This window comes from Curtobacterium flaccumfaciens UCD-AKU (assembly GCF_000349565.1).
Taxonomy (GTDB): Bacteria; Actinomycetota; Actinomycetes; order Actinomycetales; family Microbacteriaceae; genus Curtobacterium; species Curtobacterium poinsettiae.
The window spans coordinates 99,180-116,299 of sequence record NZ_KB714629.1 but is presented as its reverse complement, the minus strand read 5'-3'; the positions used below and the strand labels follow the sequence as shown (position 1 = coordinate 116,299).

Sequence of the window (17,120 nt, the reverse complement as noted above, 5' to 3'; positions counted from 1 at the left end):
GGCCGACCCCTCGCCGACCACGCAATGTTACCGGCCGGGCTGCTCCGGCGCCGCGTACTGCACGTCGATCGCGTGCTGCGTGAACCCCGAGCGCCGGTACAGCGCGAGCGCCGGCTCGTTGTCCCCCTCGACGTACAGTGCGGCGGCGGTCAGCCCGCGGCCGTGCAGCCGGGCGGTTCCCGCACGCATGAGCACACCACCGAGCCGCTGTCCCTGCAGGTCGGGCCGCACGGCGACGGCGTAGAACTCGCCGATGCCGTCCTCGACCTTGAGCCAGCACGACCCGGCGAGCTGCCCGGAGGCATCGCGGAGCAAGAGCAGGTCGTCGCCGGAGAACCAGGCGTCGGCTTCTCGGGCGTGCAGGTCGTCCAACGTCATCCGCCCCTGCTCGGGGTGGTGCGCGAAGGCTGCGGCGTTCAGCGCGAGCCAGTCGGTCTCGTCGTCGGTGCCCGGGCGGAACGCCGACAGGCTGAACCCGTCGGGCAGCTCGACGTCGGCGGCGACGTCCACCTCGGAGTCGGCGACGGGCGCCCGGAGCTGCAGCAGCGTGCGGACCGCGCGCCAGCCGAACCGGTCGGCCAGCGCCCGCGCTGCCGGGTGGTCCCCGTGCGCCCAGGCGAGCCGGGGAGCGGCCCCGCCGCCCAGCGCGAGCGCCTGCGTCACCAGGGCGGTGCCGATGCCGCGGCCGCGGGCCTCCTGGGCGACGACCATCTCGAGCTCACCGTCACGGACCACGGCGACCCCGTCGTCGACGGACAGGACGCTCGCGCGCCCGGCGCGGACGTCCACCAGGGTCTGGTCGGAGAACGGCGGGGCCTCGCCGGGGGCGACGAAGGCGCCGAGGTCGGGCAGCACTACTGCCCCATCAGGCGCTCGGCCTCGTCGTCGTAGACGTTGAAGCGGTACCCGACGTTGCGGACGGTGCCGATGAGCGACTCGAGGTCCCCGAGCTTGGCGCGGAGCCGTCGGACGTGCACGTCGACGGTGCGGGTGCCCCCGAAGTAGTCGTAGCCCCAGACCTCGCTGAGCAGCTGCTCGCGGGTGAAGACGCGTGACGGGTGGGTGGCGAAGAACCGCAGGAGCTCGAACTCCTTGAACGTCAGGTCGAGCGGCCGACCGCGGACCTTGGCGGAGTAGCTGGCCTCGTCGATGACGACACCGGACGCCTGGATCTTCGAGCTCGTCTGGCCCTTCGCGGCACGACCGGCCGACAGGCGGATGCGGGCGTCGATCTCGGCGGGGCCGGCGCTCTCGAGCACGACGTCGTCGACGTTCCAGTCGCTGTTCACCGCGGTCAGACCGCCCTCGGTGACGACGAGCACGATCGGCGTGGTCGACCCCGACGAGGCGAGGATCTTGCACAGGGCCTTCGCGCTGACCAGGTCGGTGCGGGCGTCCACGAACATCAGGTCGCTCTGCGGGGCGTTGACCAGCTGCGCGGCCTCGGCCGGCACGTGGCGGATCCGGTGGCTCAGGAGGCCCAGGCTCGGCAGGACGTCTCCGGGCGCGGTCGAGGTGAGTACCAGGAGCTGTGCCACAGGACCTCCGGAGGTGGATGACGTCGTGGAGACATCCTAGTGATGCTCGGGAAGGACTCATCCGGCCGGACGGATTGCGCGCCGTCCCGCACAGCACCGCACCGGCGGTGCGAGCGTCCCGCACGAGCACCGCACCCGGCGGTGCGAGCATTCCGCACGTCCCCTGTCATGATGGATCGCGTGACCGAGCCCGTGCACCCCACCGACCAGCGTCGCCTGCGGCTGACGTCCGTCCTGCCGGTCTGGGTGCTGGCGGTCGTCGGGGCGGTGCTCGTCCTGACCCTGGCCGAGCGCGACTCGTTCGCCTGGCTGCTGCTCGTCTTCGTCGCCTGCGTCATGGTCAGCTTCGTGCTGCAGCTCATCACCGCCACCAAGGACGGGCTGGTCGAACGGATCAGCATCGCGTCGTCCGGGGCGTTCGTCGTGGTGCTCGTCACCGCGGTGGTGCTCCTGGCGCGTTGAGCCGAGCCGCGTAGACTCCGGACCATGGATTCGCTGCTTGCGCTCGAGCTCTTCTACGTCGGCCTCCTCGGCCTGGCGTCGCTCGCGATCGCGTTCATCTCGGTGGTCGTCGTCGTGAAGCTGTTCAAGGGTCAGCGTTGATCGAGCTGCCCGAAGGCCTCGCCCCCGAACTGGTCCCGCTGTCGTGGCTGGTCGGCGTGTGGGAGGGCACCGGTGTGGTCGAGTACCCGGTCGGTGACGACGACGAGGTCCGGAACTACGAGTTCGGCCAGCGCGTCAGCTTCAGCCACGACGGCCTGCCCTACCTGAACTACTCGTCCACCACGTGGCTGCTCGACGACGAACACACCCCGCTCGCCGCCGAGATGGGCTACTGGCGGATCGACCGTCCGACCGAGCCCGGCGACCGCGGCCCCGCGATGCTCCTGGGCGAGGGGCCCACGCCCTTCAGCACGGTCGAGAGCGTCGAGGCGCTCCGCAACACGACCGACGGCTTCGACGTCGAGGCCGCGATCATCCACCCGACGGGCGTCAACGAGCTCTACGTCGGCCGTGTGCTGAAGGGCCGGATCGACCTGTCGACCGACGCCGTGCTGCGCTCGCCGAACGCGAAGGACTACTCCGCCGCGACCCGCCTGTACGGCCTGGTCGAGGGCAAGCTCTTCTGGGCGTGGGACATCGCCGCGCTCGGCCGTGAACTCACCTCGCACGCCTCGGGGCAGCTCGCGAAGGTCGAGTGATGTCGGTGTTCGCCGCGCGGGACGGCTTCGTCGCGGCCGATTCGGTCGCCGCGCACTTCGGCAACCCGATCGGGGAGCAGCGCCTGCTGTCCCGCGGCCGCGCCGTCGTCGAGCTCGGTCTGGGTGTCGTCACGGTCTCCGGGCCGGACCGCCTGTCGTGGCTCAACTCGATCACCTCGCAGCAGCTCACCGGGTTGCCCACGGGCGTCAGCACCGAGACGCTCGTGCTCGACCAGGCCGGACGCGTCGAGCACGCGGCCCGGATCGTGGACGACGGTGCGACCGCCTGGCTGCTCTCCGAGCGCCCTGACGCTGCGCCGCTCGCCGGCTGGCTCGACTCGATGCGCTTCATGCTCCGGGTCGAGGTCGCCGACCGTTCGGCCGACTTCGTCACCCTCGGCTGGCTCGGCGAGACCGCACCGTTCGCCTCCGTCGAACTGCCGAAACGACCCGTCGTCGAGTGGGTCGACCCGTGGGGCGTCGTCACGCCCGGCGGGTGGGGCTACGCCGCCCAGGAGGCCCACCCCGGCTCCGACTGGACCCTCCGCATCGCCGTGGTCACCCCCGGCACTGCGGCCGCGATCGCCGCGTCGGACGTCCCCGTCGCGGGGCTCCTGGCGTACGAGGCGTTGCGGATCGCCGCCTGGCGACCGGTCCTGTCCGACGTCGACGAGCGGACGATCCCGCACGAGCTCGACTGGCTGCGTTCCGCCGTGCACCTGTCGAAGGGCTGCTACCGCGGGCAGGAGACCGTCGCCAAGGTCCACAACCTCGGGCACCCGCCGCGTCGGGCCGTGCTGCTGCACCTGGACGGGTCCGACGGCGTGCTGCCGGCACCCGGCACCCCCGTGCTGCTCGACGACAAGCAGGTCGGTCGGCTGTCGGCGTCGGCGATCCACCACGAGCTCGGTCCGATCGGGCTCGCCGTGGTCAAGCGTTCCCTCGACCCCACCGCGACCCTGCGGCTCGAGGCCGACGACGTCGTGGTGACCGCGGCGCAGGAGACCATCGTCCCGCCCGAGGCCGGTGCGACGGCGAACGTCCCGCGCCTGCCCCGTCTCGGAGCCGTGAAGCGCTCCTAGCCTGCGCGTTGACGGTCGCAAGACACCGGTGTTCGCCGGTCGCACCGCGGTTCGCGGGTGTTCGGAGCGCGAACACCGGTGTTCTGCGCCGCTGCGTCAGGCGGGCTCGACGGCCGACCAGGGGACGCTGAGCTCGCCGAGCCGCCACCTGGTCACGCCGTGCAGCACCGGCCACCCGCGGCCGCGCATGCCGCGCACCGTGGCGATCCACCGCTGCCGGGGTCCGTACGTGCCGAGCGGAGCCGCGACCGCCCACGACAGGTCGAGGTCGCCGAGGAACGCGTGCACCCGTTCGCCGGGCACGTTGCGGTGGATCAGGGCCTTCGGCAGGCGCTCGGCGACGATGGAGGGGACGTCGAGCCCGGCGAGGCGGAGCGACACCGTGAAGGTCCGTGGCGCGACGTCGTCGAGCGTCACCCACGATGCGACCCGGCCGACTTCGTTGCACGTCCCCTCGACGAGCGCACCGCCGGGCTGCAGCCGGTCCTGCATGATCCGCCACGACCCGACCACCGCGGACTCGTCGTACTGCCGCAGCACGTTGAAGGCCCGGATGACGGCGGGTCGGCGCTGCCCGGGCGTCGGCGTCTCGAAGCCACCCAGGCGGAAGGTCACGCCGTCGCGGGTCCCGGCGTTCGCGAGCGCGACTCGCGAGGGCTCGATCTCGATGCCGGTCACCTCGACGTCCGGTCGGACGGCCGCCAGCCGGTCGCGGAGCTCGAGGGTGGTGGTCGGCGATGCCCCGTAGCCGACGTCGGCGACGAGCGGGTCGTCCGTCCGGCGCAGCACCGGCAGGGTCGCGATCCACCGGTCGACGCGGCGGAGCCGGTTGTACCCGGTCGTCCCGCGCGTCACGTTCCCGATGGGCATGCGTCAAGGGTACGGGGCCGGTACCGCTCGGTAGACTCGGAGGCATGACCTCCACGCTCGTCCTGCTCCGTCACGGCAACAGTGACTGGAACCAGAAGAACCTGTTCACCGGTTGGGTCGACGTCCGGCTCAGCGAGCTGGGCGAGAAGGAGGCGAAGCGCGCCGGCGACCTCATCGCCGAGTCCGGCATCGTCCCCGACGTCCTGTACACCTCGCTCCTGACCCGCGCGATCCAGACCGCGGACATCGCGCTGCTGCAGGCCGACCTGGCCTGGCTGCCGGTGAAGCGCGACTGGCGCCTCAACGAGCGCCACTACGGCGCCCTGCAGGGCAAGGACAAGGCCCAGACCCTGGCCGAGTACGGCGAGCAGCAGTTCATGGAGTGGCGCCGCTCGTTCGACGTCCCGCCGCCGCCCATCGCAGACGACGCCGAGTGGTCGCAGTCCGGTGACCGCCGCTACGCAGAGCTCGGCGACCAGCTGCCCCGCACCGAGTCGCTCAAGCTCGTGATCGACCGCCTGCTGCCGTACTGGGAGTCCGACATCACGAAGGACCTCGCCGCCGGAAAGACCGTGCTCGTCACTGCCCACGGCAACTCGCTGCGTGCGCTCGTGAAGCACCTCGACGGCATCTCCGACGACGACATCGCCGGTCTGAACATCCCGACCGGCATCCCGCTGGTGTACGAGCTCGACGACGACTTCACGCCGACGAAGCCCGCGTACTACCTGGACCCCGAGGCCGCCGCTGCCGGCGCCGCCGCCGTGGCCGCCCAGGGCGCCAAGAAGTAGCGGCCACGCAGAACGCCCCGTCCGGCATCCGGGCGGGGCGTTGGTGCGTGTGCCGTGCTTCCCGGAAGCGACAGTGGGCCGCCAACGTTCCGCCGACTCCTGTCGCTCTGCCAGGAGGAACGGATCGCCCCGTCGACGACGTGTCGCTCCGGCAGCACGGTCGGCTCGACGAGCCGTGGCTGGTCAGACGAAGTGCGACGCGATCTCCTGCACCAGGGCCCCGACGTCGTAGGGCTTCGTGGTGTCGACCCGGATCACCGGGACACCGGCGAGCCCGACCGGGTGCGCGTCGTCGCCGTGCTCGTCCCAGAAGGCCAGCACGTCGGCCATGTCCCCGTGCACCTCGTGCCGCACCGGCACGGTGCCCGGGTCGTACCGGTCCCGCAGCCGCTGCTCGGCCGTGACGCGGTCCGTGTCGCACCACACCTCGACGGCGCGCGGCGACCCGGCGGAGGCGAGCCCGGCCTCCAGGCGGTCCCGGTCGCGGGACGGCAGCCAGACGGCGTCGAGGACGACCCCGTTCTCGACGGCCCGGGCCATGGACCACATCGTGTCCATGGCGATGCCGCCGAGCGGACGGGAGGCGATCATCGGGCCGACGACGTCGGCCAGGGGCTCCTTGATGCGGTCCTTCGACAGGAACGGGCAGCCGAGCACCTCGGCGAGTGCCGTGCCGATCGTGCTCTTGCCGGAACCGGGCATGCCGTTGACGATGATCGCGACCTGGGCCATGCCACGATCCTCGCAGACCGATCGGGTCGGGTCAGACCGCCGCGGTCGAGGTGGACGCGCCGGTCCAGTCGCCGGTCGCCAGGTACTCGACCTTCTTCGCGATCGAGACCGCGTGGTCGGCGAAGCGCTCGTGGTAGCGGGAGGCCAGGGTGGCGTCGACCGTGTCGATCGGGCCGCCCTTCCAGGCCTCGCCGAGCACGAAGTCGAAGACGCTGGCGTGCAGCTCGTCGACGGCGTCGTCCTCGTCGCGGATCTCGGCCGACAGTGCGATGTCCTCGGTGGCGAGCAGGCGCGTGAGCTTCTGCGCCATCGCGACGTCGTGCTTGCCCATCTCCTTGAAGGTGCTGCGGAGGCCCTTCGGCACGACCTTCTCGGGGAAGCGCTGGCGGGCGAGCTGCGCGATGTGCTCGGCCATGTCTCCCATGCGCTCGAGCGAGGAGCTGACGCGCAGGGCGGTGACGACGACGCGCAGGTCGCGGGCCACCGGCGCCTGGCGGGCCAGGATGTCGATCGCGATCTCGTCGAGGCTGTTCGCAGCGAGGTCGATCTTCTCGTCGTCGGCGATCACCTCTTCGGCGAGGGCGACGTCGGAGTCGCCGAAGGCCTGCGTGGCTCGGGTGATGGCGGACTCGACGAGCCCGGCGATCTCGGTCAGTCGCTCCTGGACGTCCTGGAGTTCCTGCTGGAAGACTTCGCGCATGGGGGAGTACCTCTCTCTGCGTACCGGACGAGTGTCGTCAGCGCAGGTGAACGAACGGTGACGCGGGGCTGAACGCTTCGCGTTCTGGCCTTCCGCGGACGGTGAACGGTACCGGAACCCCGCATGACCATCCCTACACTGGCGGCATGGACAACGCGTGGCTCGTGCCACTGTCGATGCTCCTCGGCGGGGTCTTCGGCGCGGGCGTCGTGGTGCTGATCATCACCGCCGAGCGCACGGCACGTGCTGCCGACGTGGCGGAGCGGACCCTGCCGGACGGTGTCGCAGCGGTCATCTCGACGATGCACAACCCGGCGGTCGTCATCGACCCGTCGAACACCGTCGTCGCGGCATCGCCCCAGGCACTCACCGCGGGGCTCGTCGTGCGCCGACGTCTGGTGCACCAGGAACTGCTCGGCCTGATCGACCGGGTGCGCAAGAGCGGGGAGATGGGTGCGGAGGACCTCGAGCTGCCACGCGGCCGCCACGGGGAGCTCATCGGCTACCTCAGCTTCCGCGCCGCCCAGCTGGGCAACCGGTACGTCCTGCTCACCGCGGACGACCTGACCGAGAGCCGCCGCATCGACGAGGTCCGCCGCGACTTCGTCGCCAACATCTCGCACGAGCTGAAGACCCCGATCGGTGCCATCGGGCTGCTGTCGGAGACGCTCGTGCTCGCCGCCGACGACCCCGCGCACGTCAAGAAGTTCGCCGCGCAGCTCATCACCGAGTCCGAGCGGCTCGGGGCGCTGACGAAGGACATCATCGAGCTGTCCCGCCTGCAGTCGGTCGACGCGCTCGAGAACAGCGAGGAGACCGGCATCGACAAGATCGTGCAGGCCGCCATCGACGGCAACGAGGTCGTCGCCCGCGCCCGGTCGATCGAGATCATCCGCGCCAAGAAGTCGAAGCTGCGGGTGATGGGCGACCCGGGCCTGCTGCAGGTCGCGGTGTCGAACCTCATCGCCAACGCGGTGAAGTACTCGCCGGACGGCACCCGCGTCGGTGTGGGCGTCCGGTCGTCGAAGGGCTTCGTCGAGATCGCCGTCACCGACCAGGGTGTCGGCATCCCCGAGGCCGACCTCGACCGCGTCTTCGAACGGTTCTACCGTGTCGATCCCGCACGGTCGCGCGCCACCGGGGGCACCGGCCTCGGGCTCGCGATCGTCAAGCACGTCGTCAGCAACCACGGTGGTGACGTGCGCGTCTGGTCGCAGTCCGGCAAGGGCTCGACCTTCACCATCCGTCTGCCCGAGGCAGATCCCGAACTGACCACAGCCCTCGAAGAGCAACTGGAAGAGCAGCCATCGTGACCAAGATCCTCATCGTCGACGACGAGCCGGCCCTGAGCGAGCCCCTGGAGTTCCTGCTGCAGCGTGAGGGGTACGAGACCTCCGTCGCTGCCGACGGCGTGACAGCGCTGTCGAAGTTCGACACGGAGAACCCCGACCTGGTGCTCCTCGACCTCATGCTGCCGGGCCTGAGCGGCACCGAGGTGTGCCGGCAGATCCGGACCCGCTCGAACGCGCCGATCATCATGCTGACCGCGAAGGACTCGGAGGTGGACATCGTCGTCGGGCTCGAACTCGGCGCCGACGACTACGTCACGAAGCCGTACTCCACGCGGGAGCTCCTGGCCCGGATCCGTGCGGTGCTCCGCCGGCGTACCGAGGACGACCCGGCCGACAGCGGCATCCTGCAGGTCGGCGGCATCCGGATGGACGTCGAGCGCCACACGGTGTCCGTCGACGGGTCCGAGACGCCGATGCCGCTCAAGGAGTTCGAGCTCCTCGAGCTGCTGCTCCGGAACGCCGGCCGCGTGCTGACCCGTGGTCAGCTCATCGACCGGGTCTGGGGGTCCGACTACTTCGGCGACACCAAGACCCTCGACGTGCACATCAAGCGCATCCGCTCGAAGATCGAGCGGGTCCCGTCGACCCCCGAGATCCTGGTGACGGTCCGCGGTCTCGGCTACCGCATCGAGGCGTAGGCCCCGCGACCGGTCACGACTCACCGCGCGTCGTCCTGGGAGTGGTCGCAAGTCGTCGCCTCCGGCGCCTTGCAGTGACGGTTCGTGACCACTCGACGAGTGGTCTGCGACGAGTCATGACCGGGCCGCGCGCGAGGGCGCGCGCGACGGCTGGCGACGGCTGGTGTGTGCACCGCACGGACAGGAGGCCCGGTGCCGGTCCCTGGGACCGGCACCGGGCCTCCCGGTCTGCAGTGGTCGAGCGTCGCGTCAGCGCGGACGGACTACTGGCCGTCCGTCGGCGTGGCCGTCGGGGTCGAGGTCGGCAGCGTGACCGTGTCGGTCGGCTCCGGGGTCGGGCTCGGCGCGAGGGTCTGGTACTCCTCCTGCGAGCTGGTCAGCACCGGCACGTTCGCCGAGGTGCCCTCGGCGTCGGGGTAGCTGAAGTAGACCTTGACGAGCGATCCGGGCTTCGCGTCCGCGTTGTCGAACACGATCGGCTCGGCGTCGGCGGCGGTGGTGCCCTGGGTGGTGTCGCCCTCTTGCACGCTCGACTCGGCGTCGCTGCCCGCACCCGCTGCCATGGCGAGGTCGACGTGGCTGTTCGCCGGCACGTCGACGGTCTGGGTGTCGCCGCCGATCTCGATCGAGACGGTGTAGTCGTCCTGGTCGTCGTTGTTCACGAGCGTGCCGATGAAGCGGGCGCTCTCGCCGTCGTCCGAGATCAGCAGGGCGTTCCGCACGTCGACCTTGCCGGTCGAGACGTCCACGCCGTCGGTGATCTGCTTGATGTCGACGGTGTGGGCCGGCGACATGAACTCGCACCCGGTGGCGCCGAGCGCGATGGTTGCCGCAACGGCGACGGACACGAGTACCCGAGGTCGCAAGAGATTCCTCCGTAAGTCACGATGGGGACCGGGCGGTCCCCGCGCCCATCCTAGCGATCACCGGGAGGGGTGAGCGCTGAGGGTCCCCTTACCGGAACGGCCCTTGTGGTAAACTGGAGGTCTGGGAACGGAGCCTGATACATGCAATTCGAGGTCGGCGAGACCGTCGTCTACCCCCATCACGGGGCGGCAACCATCTCTGAAGTCAAGACTCGCGTCATCAAGGGCGAGGAAAAGGTCTACCTGAAGCTGCGGGTGACGCAGGGCGACCTGACGATCGAGGTCCCGGCGGACAACGTCGACCTGGTCGGCGTCCGCGACGTGATCGGCAAGGAAGGGCTCGACAAGGTGTTCGAGGTCCTCCGGGCGCCGTTCACGGAAGAGCCCACGAACTGGTCACGCCGGTACAAGGCGAACCTCGAGAAGCTCGCTTCCGGTGACGTCATCAAGGTGTCCGAGGTCGTCCGCGACCTCTGGCGGCGCGATCAGGACCGCGGGCTCTCCGCGGGTGAGAAGCGGATGCTGGCCAAGGCCCGGCAGATCCTGATCTCCGAGCTCGCGTTGGCCGAGAAGACCGACGAGGACAAGGCATCGACCGTCCTCGACGAGGTCCTGGCCTCCTGAACGCCTGAACGCTGAACCACTGAGCGCGACAGCACGAACGACGACCGCACGGTTCCCCGACGGGGTGGACCGGGCGGTCGTCGTCGTTGCAGCGGGGTCCGGCACCCGGCTCGGCATCGGGACGGCGAAGGCGTTCGTGCCCGTGGCCGGTTCGCTGATGCTCGCGCGGGCACTCGAGCCCCTGTTCGCGTTGCCGTCGCCGACGCTCGTCGTCGTGGTCGCACCGGCGTCGCACCTGGACGAGTGCCGGCAGGTGGTCGGTTCCGTCGCGGGTGCTGCGGTCGCGTACACGGCCGTCGTGGCCGGAGGCGCGGATCGCCACGGTTCGGTCGAGGCCGGCCTGGCCGTGCTGCCGGACTCCGTCACCACGGTGCTCGTGCACGACGCGGCACGGTGCCTGACACCCGCGGCGCAGTTCGCGCGGGTGTTCGACGCCGTCGCCGCCGGGGACGGTGCGGGCGTCGTGCCGGCACTCCCCGTCACGGACACCGTGAAGCGCGTCGACGGTGACGTCGTCGTCGAGACCGTCGACCGTGCCGCACTCGTCGGGGTGCAGACGCCGCAGGGCTTCCCCCTCGCCGCACTCCGGCGGGCGTACGCGGTGTCGTCGCAGTCCGAGACGGACGATGCCGGCGTGTTCCAGGCCGTCGGGGGCACCGTCCGGTTCGTGCCGGGTGACGCCGACGCCTTCAAGATCACGACGCCGTGGGACCTCGGCCGGGCCGAGTCGATCGTGCGGGCGCGGTCCGAAGCCGGTGCTGGTGCTGGTGCCGGTGCGGCGGGTGCTGGCCAGGCGGACACCGTCGCGGTCCGACTCGGGCTCGGGGTGGACGTGCACGCCTTCGACGACGCCTCGCCCTGCCGCGTCGGGCTGCTCGACTTCCCCGGCGAACCCGGGCTCTCCGGCCACAGCGACGGCGACGCGGTGGCGCACGCGGTGTGCGACGCCCTGCTCTCCGCCGGGGGCCTCGGCGACATCGGCGGCCGCTTCGGCACCGCCGACCCGCAGTACGCCGGCGCCACGGGCGACGTCTTCGTCCGCGGCGCGGTCACGCTGCTCGCCGACGCGGGGCTCGTGCCGGTGTCGGTCACCGTGCAGGTCATCGGCAACCGGCCGCGCATCGGTCGTCGCCGTGACGAGATGCAGGACGCCCTGTCCGCCGTGGTCGGCGCACCCGTGGCGGTGTCCGGCACCACGACGGACGGACTCGGGTTCACCGGCCGCGGTGAGGGGCTCGCCGCGATCGCCACCGCGCTCGTGCGTCCCTCCTGAAACCGCGGCCCCGCGCCGATTAGGGTTGAGGCGTGACCGTTCGCCTCTACGACTCCCGCGCCGCAGCCGTCGTCGACCTCGTGCCCCTGGTCGACGGACACGTGAGCGTCTACGTCTGTGGACCGACGGTGCAGTCGTCGCCGCACATCGGGCACCTGCGGTCCGCGCTGGTCTACGACATCTGGCGCCGGTGGCTCACCCACCGCGGGTACCGGGTGACCCTGGTGCGCAACGTCACCGACATCGACGACAAGGTCCTCGACCTGGCTGCCGGCACGGACGAGGCGTGGTTCGCACGCGCCTACCGGGTCGAGCTCGAGTTCACCGCCGCGTACAACGCCCTCGGCATCCTGCCCCCGACCTACGAGCCGCGGGCCACGGCGAGCGTGCCGCAGATGCACGAGATCATCCAGCGTCTCATCGACCGCGGGCACGCCTACGCCGCCGACGACGGCTCGGGCGACGTCTACTTCGACACCGGCAGCTGGGCCGACTACGGGGTGCTCACCCGGCAGCGGCGCGAGGACATGGTCGAGGCTGCCGACGCCGATCCGCGTGGCAAGCGCGACGCCCGTGACTTCGCGCTCTGGAAGGGTGCGAAGCCCGGCGAACCGTCGACCGCCAACTGGAACTCCCCGTGGGGCGCCGGCCGTCCGGGCTGGCACATCGAGTGCTCGGCGATGTCACGTCGGTACCTCGGCCCCGCGTTCGACATCCACGGCGGCGGGCTCGACCTGCGCTTCCCGCACCACGAGAACGAGCTCGCGCAGTCCACGGCCGCCGGGGACCCGTTCGCGTCGTACTGGCTGCACAACGGCCTGGTGACGGTCGAGGGGCAGAAGATGTCGAAGTCGCTCGGCAACTCGATCTTCGCCGCGGACTTCATCGGATCTGCTCGTCCCGCGGTTGTCCGGTACTTCCTCGGCGCCGCCCACTACCGTTCGTCGATCGACCACCACGAGGGCTCCCTTGCCGAGGCCGAGGCGGCGTACGACCGCATCGCCGGGTTCCTCGAGCGCGCCGAGCCCCGGCTCGAGGGCGTCCACCTCACCGATGCCCCATCCGTGCCCGAGGCCTTCGCCGCGGCCATGGACGACGACCTCTCCGTGCCCCAGGCCCTGGCCGTGCTGCACGAGACCGTGCGCACCGGCAACGCCGCCCTGGACGCCGACGATGCGGAAACGCTCGGGACCGCGTACCATCAGGTGGCTGCGATGGTGGAGGTGCTCGGCATCGACCCGCGAGCCGCCCACTGGTCGGGCGGCGGCCACGACACCTCGGCAGGCCCGCTCGCCGCCCTCGTCGAACGCCTCGTGCAGGAGCGCGCGGACGCCAGGGCAGCACGGGACTTCACCGCGGCCGACCGCGTGCGCGACGACCTCGCCGCCGCGGGCATCACGATCGAGGACACGCCGTCCGGAACACGCTGGAGCATCGCCTGAACACGGCAGTGCCGAACAGGAGCTACGCATGAAGAACGTCTCGGGAAGCAAGAAGGGTCGGCCCGGCGCCGTCCGCGCCGGTCGCAAGGGCAACAAGCAGGTCGGTTCCGGCGGACAGGGCGCGCAGGCGCTCGAGGGCCGCAAGCCGACCCCGAAGGCCGAGGACCGCCCGTACCACCCCGCGGGCAAGCGCAAGGCCGCGAAGGACCGCTTCGAGGCGGCCAAGGGTCGGCACGGTTCCTCGAGCACCCCGCAGGGTCGCACCGGCCGTCCGCCGGCACGCAAGACCGACGACTCCGAGCTGGTGACCGGGCGCAACTCGGTGCTCGAGGCGCTGCGCACGAAGACCCCGTCGTCGACGCTCTACATCGCGTCGCGCATCGAGGTCGACGACCGTGTGAAGGAGATCCTCGCGCTCGCGAACCACCGTGGCGTGCCGATCATCGAGCTCATGCGTCCCGAGCTCGACCGCATCACCGGGCACGACAGCGTGCACCAGGGCGTCGCCCTCAAGGTGCCGGCGTACCAGTACGCCGTGTCCGAGGACATCGTCGAGCAGGCGTTCTCGCGCGACCAGGTCCCGCTGCTCGTCGCCCTCGACGGCATCACGGACCCCCGCAACCTCGGTGCGATCATCCGCTCGACCGCGGCCTTCGGTGGACACGGCGTCATCGTGCCGCAGCGTCGCTCGGTCGGTGTGACGGCGTCGGCGTGGAAGACCTCGGCCGGTGCCGCGGCCCGCACCCCCGTCGCGATGGCCCCGAACCTGACGCAGACCCTGAAGTCGCTCAAGTCGATGGGCCTGTTCGTCCTCGGCCTCGACGGCGACGGTGACGTGGAGCTCGACGGCCTCGAGCTCGCCGACCGCCCGATCGTGATCGTCGTCGGTTCCGAGGGCAAGGGCCTGTCGCGCCTGGTCACCGAGACCTGCGACGCCATCGTGTCGATCCCGATCTCGAGCGCCACCGAGTCCCTGAACGCCGGCATCGCCGCGAGCGTCACCCTGTGGGAGGTCGCGCGGCGCCGCCGCACCGCGTAGCCCCGGCGCTTCGTCCGCAGCAACGGTCGCCTCCCCTCGTGGGAGGCGGCCGTTCCTGCGTGCGGCGCCGACCGGGGCAGGCCCGACGGGTCAGGACACGTCGGATGATGCCCGCCGTGTGGTCACGAGTCGTCGCTGCGCGACGCCGCAGGCGACGGTTCGTGACCGGCCGACGTGCACCTGTGGGGTGTCGTGACCGCTCGACGTCCAACGGCACCACCGGCGGTGCAGGTGACGGTCTGGAGGGCCGGCACCGGTCTCCGGGACGCACGCCGGGCCTCCAGGCGGTCGCGTTCTCGAACCCCGAGCGGCCACGACCCATCGGCGGGTGTCGGCCGTGTGGTCACGCGTCGTCGCTGCGCGACGCCGCCAGCGACGGTCTGTGACCAGTCGGCACCCACCCGGCGGGGCGTCGTGACCGACCGGGGACCGCGTCAGACGGTGGCGCGCCAGTCGTCCACGTCGTCGGACTCATCGGCGGCGTCGTCGTCGAGCACCGGGATCGGCACGGTGATCGACGAGGTCGGCGGGTTGATGAGCAGGCGCTCGTCGCGACGGTGGCGGAGCACGTCGTTGATGTACGCGGTCGTGGCCTCTGGCAGGGAGACGGAACGCTCCTCCTGCTGGGACATGAACCAGCGGTGCTCGAGCAGCTCGTGGAACACCTCGGCGGGTTCGAGCCGACCGCGCAGGTCACGGGGGATCGACCGGACGACGGGCTCGAAGACCCGTGAGACCCACTCGTGCGCCACCATCTCCTCGTCGAGTTCGTCACGGCCGTTGCGGGCACGGTACGAGTCGAGGTCGTTGAGCAGGCGCCGGGCCTGGTTCTCGCCGGCGTCGAGCCCGGTGAGCCGCAGCAGTCGGCGCTGGTGGTGCCCGGCGTCGACGACCTTCGGCTGGATCCGGACCTGCGAGCCGCCCTCGGTCGTGTGGATCGACAGTTCTTCGATGTCGAAGCCGAGCTCGTTCAGGCGCTCCACGCGGTCGTTGATGCGCCAGCGTTCCTTGATGTCGAACTGCTCGGTGCCGGTGAGCTCGGTCCAGAGCGTGCGGTACTGGGCGACGATGCGGTTCGAGACGTCCACGGGGTCGGCGTTCTCGTCGAGCCGTCCGCCGGCCTCCAGGTCGAGGAGCTCGCCGGCGATGTTCACGCGGGCGACCTCGAGGTCGTTCTCGCGCTGGCCGTTCGACAGCCCGCCGGGGTAGAGCTTGCCGGTCTCCGCGTCGACCAGGTACGCGGCGAAGGCTCCGGCGTCGCGACGGAACAGCGTGTTCGACAGGGACACGTCGCCCCAGTAGAAGCCGATGACGTGCAGGCGGACGAGCAGCAGCGCGAGGGCGTCGACCAGACGGGTGGCGGTCTCCGGGCGCAGCGTCTGCGAGTAGAGCGCACGGTAGGGCAGCGAGAACCGCAGGTGACGGGTCACGAGCACAGGGTGCAGTGGTTCACCGTCGGCATCGGCGCGGTTCGTGATGACCGCGACCGGGTCCACACACGGCACGTCCATGCGCTGCAGGGTCCGGAGCATCTCGTACTCGGACCGGGCGACCTCTTCGCCGGTCTCCTTCACCGCGGCGACGTACCCGCTCAGGTGCACGAACCGCACGAGGTGCCGTGAGATGCCCTTCGGCAGCGCGACGATCGCGTCGTCGGGCCAGTCGGCGAGCGGCAGGTCCCACGGCAGGTCGAGCAGGCCGGGGTCGACGGTGGCGGCGGTGATGGACATCGAGTCGGGCACGGTGGTTCCTCTGGTGTCGGGGACAGCCGAGAGCCCGCGTCCGGCCTGGTGAGGCGGGCGCGGGCTCTCGGGGGAGTGCGCTGGTTACGCGCTGACGACGGCCTTGTCGTCGAGGCGGTCGCCCGACTCGGTGTCGAAGGCGTGCACGTGGCCCTGCTTCGGCGTGATGACGATCGTGTCACCGATCGACGGGTGCGCACGACCGTCGACGCGGGCGACGATGTCGGCGCGCTGGCCGTTCACGTCGGCGTGACCGTAGAGGTAGCCGTCGGCGCCGAGCTCCTCGACGACGTCGACCGTGACGGGCAGGCCCTCGCCGGACTGCGACACGACGACGTCCTCGGGGCGGATGCCGACCGTGATCTGTGCGGCACGGGCGTTCGACAGCGTGTCGCGGTCGATCGCGTGGTTGAGCGTGCCGAACTTGATGCCGCCCTCGATGACGTCGGCGGGCAGCAGGTTCATGGCCGGCGAACCGATGAAGCCGGCGACGAACACGTTGTTCGGCTTCTCGTACAGGTCGCGCGGGGTGCCGACCTGCTGCAGGATGCCGTCCTTGAGCACCGCGATGCGGTCACCCATGGTCAGTGCCTCGGTCTGGTCGTGCGTGACGTAGACCGTGGTGACGCCGAGACGACGCTGCAGCGACGCGATCTGCGTGCGGGTCTGGACGCGGAGCTTGGCGTCGAGGTTCGACAGCGGCTCGTCCATGAGGAACACCTGCGGCTGACGGACGATCGCACGGCCCATCGCGACACGCTGACGCTGACCACCGGAGAGCGCCTTCGGCTTGCGGCCGAGGTAGTCCTCGAGGTCGAGGAGCTTGGCGGCTTCCTGCACGCGGGTGGCGCGCTCTTCCTTGCCGACGCCGGCGATCTTGAGCGCGAAGCCCATGTTCTCGGCGACGGTCATGTGCGGGTACAGCGCGTAGTTCTGGAACACCATCGCGATGTCGCGGTCCTTCGGCGGGACGTCCGTGACGTCGCGGTCGCCGATGCGGATCTGACCGGAGTTGACCTCTTCGAGGCCGGCCAGCATGCGGAGCGAGGTGGACTTGCCACAGCCCGAGGGGCCGACGAGGACGAGGAACTCGCCGTCGGCGACGTCCAGGTCGAGGGAGTCGACCGCGGGACGGTTGCCTCCGGGGTAGAGACGGGTTGCCTTGTCATAGGTGACGGACGCCATGAGCGTTCGGTCCTTCCTTCACCGGCAGGTACGTGCCGGACGAT

At 70.9% G+C, this 17,120-nt stretch carries 18 protein-coding genes; 10 read left to right on the top strand and 8 right to left on the bottom strand.

Features of this window, described 5'->3' with window-relative positions; genetic code table 11:
* Window positions 1-27: 27 nt before the first annotated feature.
* Window positions 28-855, bottom strand: coding sequence for a mycothiol synthase (gene mshD / locus H489_RS32790; protein ID WP_017888079.1), 828 nt, complete (start codon window positions 853-855; stop codon window positions 28-30).
* On the bottom strand, window positions 855-1,538 hold the full coding sequence (locus H489_RS32785; RefSeq protein WP_017888078.1) for a DNA-binding response regulator: 684 nt from the start codon (window positions 1,536-1,538) through the stop codon (window positions 855-857). The genes mshD and H489_RS32785 overlap by 1 nt, the downstream gene beginning before the upstream one ends.
* A gap of 180 nt (window positions 1,539-1,718) precedes the next feature.
* Here H489_RS32785 and H489_RS32780 point away from each other — a divergent pair, with 180 nt between their 5' ends.
* From H489_RS32780 to H489_RS32765, 3 genes are all read left to right on the top strand, one after another.
* A complete protein-coding gene (locus tag H489_RS32780; protein WP_140448504.1) occupies window positions 1,719-2,000 on the top strand; it encodes a hypothetical protein in 282 nt (93 codons plus the stop codon).
* Window positions 2,001-2,137: 137 nt separating this feature from the next.
* Window positions 2,138-2,740, top strand: coding sequence for an FABP family protein (locus tag H489_RS32770; protein ID WP_017888075.1), 603 nt, complete (start codon window positions 2,138-2,140; stop codon window positions 2,738-2,740).
* Entirely contained in the window at window positions 2,740-3,822 is a 1,083-nt protein-coding gene (locus tag H489_RS32765) for a YgfZ/GcvT domain-containing protein (protein WP_017888074.1), read from the top strand. Before H489_RS32770 ends, H489_RS32765 begins: the two co-directional genes overlap by 1 nt.
* A 96-nt stretch (window positions 3,823-3,918) precedes the next feature.
* Here H489_RS32765 and H489_RS32760 read toward each other — a convergent pair whose 3' ends face one another.
* The gene (locus H489_RS32760) at window positions 3,919-4,692 is read right to left on the bottom strand and encodes an SAM-dependent methyltransferase (RefSeq protein ID WP_017888073.1); all 774 of its coding nucleotides are present in this window, start codon (window positions 4,690-4,692) and stop codon (window positions 3,919-3,921) included.
* A 44-nt stretch (window positions 4,693-4,736) separates the two neighbouring features.
* Between H489_RS32760 and H489_RS32755 the strand changes: the two genes are divergently transcribed.
* Entirely contained in the window at window positions 4,737-5,483 is a 747-nt protein-coding gene (locus tag H489_RS32755; protein WP_017888072.1) for a phosphoglyceromutase, read from the top strand.
* 183 nt (window positions 5,484-5,666) lie between these two features.
* Here the strand turns inward: H489_RS32755 and H489_RS32750 are convergent, their stop codons facing one another.
* Window positions 5,667-6,215 (bottom strand): AAA family ATPase, encoded by a 549-nt coding sequence (locus H489_RS32750; RefSeq protein ID WP_017888071.1) that lies wholly within the window; start codon window positions 6,213-6,215, stop codon window positions 5,667-5,669.
* Between the two features lie 31 nt (window positions 6,216-6,246).
* A complete protein-coding gene (phoU, locus tag H489_RS32745; protein WP_017888070.1) occupies window positions 6,247-6,915 on the bottom strand; it encodes a phosphate signaling complex protein PhoU in 669 nt (222 codons plus the stop codon).
* 146 nt (window positions 6,916-7,061) lie between these two features.
* Between phoU and H489_RS32740 the strand changes: the two genes are divergently transcribed.
* Together H489_RS32740 and H489_RS32735 are read left to right on the top strand one after the other, a co-directional pair.
* Complete coding sequence (locus tag H489_RS32740) at window positions 7,062-8,228, top strand: sensor histidine kinase (RefSeq protein ID WP_017888069.1); 1,167 nt, start codon at window positions 7,062-7,064, stop codon at window positions 8,226-8,228.
* The gene (locus H489_RS32735; RefSeq protein WP_017888068.1) at window positions 8,225-8,905 is read left to right on the top strand and encodes a response regulator transcription factor; all 681 of its coding nucleotides are present in this window, start codon (window positions 8,225-8,227) and stop codon (window positions 8,903-8,905) included. The genes H489_RS32740 and H489_RS32735 overlap by 4 nt, the downstream gene beginning before the upstream one ends.
* A 263-nt stretch (window positions 8,906-9,168) precedes the next feature.
* Here H489_RS32735 and H489_RS32730 read toward each other — a convergent pair whose 3' ends face one another.
* Window positions 9,169-9,753 carry a hypothetical protein gene (locus H489_RS32730; protein WP_017888067.1) on the bottom strand — a complete coding sequence of 195 codons (585 nt, stop codon included), beginning with the start codon at window positions 9,751-9,753 and terminating at the stop codon, window positions 9,169-9,171.
* Between the two features lie 159 nt (window positions 9,754-9,912).
* On the opposite strand from H489_RS32730, the gene H489_RS32725 reads away from it, so the two are divergent.
* The 4 genes from H489_RS32725 to rlmB are packed head-to-tail and all read left to right on the top strand — an operon-like array spanning window position 9,913 to window position 14,149.
* A complete protein-coding gene (locus H489_RS32725) occupies window positions 9,913-10,395 on the top strand; it encodes a CarD family transcriptional regulator (protein WP_017888066.1) in 483 nt (160 codons plus the stop codon).
* Between the two features lie 4 nt (window positions 10,396-10,399).
* Complete coding sequence (gene ispD, locus H489_RS32720; protein WP_081612334.1) at window positions 10,400-11,668, top strand: 2-C-methyl-D-erythritol 4-phosphate cytidylyltransferase; 1,269 nt, start codon at window positions 10,400-10,402, stop codon at window positions 11,666-11,668.
* A 32-nt stretch (window positions 11,669-11,700) separates the two neighbouring features.
* A complete protein-coding gene (cysS, locus tag H489_RS32715; RefSeq protein ID WP_017888064.1) occupies window positions 11,701-13,110 on the top strand; it encodes a cysteine--tRNA ligase in 1,410 nt (469 codons plus the stop codon).
* Window positions 13,111-13,138: 28 nt separating this feature from the next.
* Window positions 13,139-14,149: a 23S rRNA (guanosine(2251)-2'-O)-methyltransferase RlmB gene (rlmB, locus tag H489_RS32710; RefSeq protein ID WP_017888063.1), complete on the top strand. Its 1,011-nt coding sequence runs from the start codon at window positions 13,139-13,141 to the stop codon at window positions 14,147-14,149.
* 434 nt (window positions 14,150-14,583) lie between these two features.
* Here rlmB and H489_RS32705 read toward each other — a convergent pair whose 3' ends face one another.
* Window positions 14,584-15,891 carry a DUF4032 domain-containing protein gene (locus H489_RS32705; RefSeq protein ID WP_017888062.1) on the bottom strand — a complete coding sequence of 436 codons (1,308 nt, stop codon included), beginning with the start codon at window positions 15,889-15,891 and terminating at the stop codon, window positions 14,584-14,586.
* Between the two features lie 84 nt (window positions 15,892-15,975).
* Complete coding sequence (locus H489_RS32700; RefSeq protein WP_017888061.1) at window positions 15,976-17,076, bottom strand: ABC transporter ATP-binding protein; 1,101 nt, start codon at window positions 17,074-17,076, stop codon at window positions 15,976-15,978.
* Window positions 17,077-17,120 lie beyond the last annotated feature (44 nt).